A 721-nucleotide genomic window follows, 5' to 3' on the forward strand; every position below is an offset into this window, starting at 1 on the left:
AGTGTTATGGTTGCGCCGGAGATCGATCCGAAGCGCGCGACGTTGCTCGTAATGGATATGCAGCCCGTATGCACCGATCCCGATGGTGCGCTGGCCATTCCCAGCGTGGGGGGCGCCCCGAGCGGAAAGGACACGGTCGAACCGGTCGAGCGGGTCGTCAAGCGGTTCCGTGAAGAAGGCAGTCCGGTCATCTGGTCTCAGTGGGGCCTGAGTCCTGAGGGTCTGGATAAGGGCATCTGCGCTTTGAAATGGCCGGCCTTGAATCCGGGCACGCCGGAGTCGGCCGCAAGCTGGGGGAACCCTCAGACAGACCATTTTGCAGGCGAGCTGGAACCCCGGGAAGGCGAACCGGTCTTGCGGAGAAGCCGCTTCAGCGTCTTCGTGGGCACGCAGCTTGAAGAATACCTGCGGGAGCTGGGAACGGAGTTTCTGGTGATCGCCGGGATCACCTCGGCGAACTGCGTCCACGCCACTACGATCGACGCATGGAACAGAACTTACAAGGTTATCGTGCTGGCAGACTGCACGACCGCGGTCCCTAGTCCCCATACGCACGATGTGCCTCTGGGGTACGGGCAGCACTGGGAAGCGCTGCGGAATATCCAAATGAACTACGGCGACGTGATCACAAGCGGGGAGCTCTTCGAAAGGCTGGAAGCTGCCAAGAAGCCCGGCAAATACCAGAGAGCGTAATGCTCACCCGGACGGGGAACGGCAACGG

At 61.6% G+C, this 721-nt stretch carries 1 protein-coding gene; it reads left to right on the forward strand.

Annotation, left to right across the window (positions count from 1 at the left end; translation table 11 throughout):
* Nucleotides 1-51 precede the first annotated feature (51 nt).
* The gene (locus NR121_RS24970; protein WP_256832146.1) at nt 52-693 is read left to right on the forward strand and encodes a cysteine hydrolase family protein; all 642 of its coding nucleotides are present in this window, start codon (nt 52-54) and stop codon (nt 691-693) included.
* The last annotated feature ends 28 nt before the right edge of the window (nt 694-721 follow it).

The sequence above is a fragment of the Paenibacillus sp. Pae15 genome (assembly GCF_024519685.1).
GTDB classification, from domain to species: Bacteria; Bacillota; Bacilli; order Paenibacillales; family NBRC-103111; genus Paenibacillus_G; species Paenibacillus_G naphthalenovorans.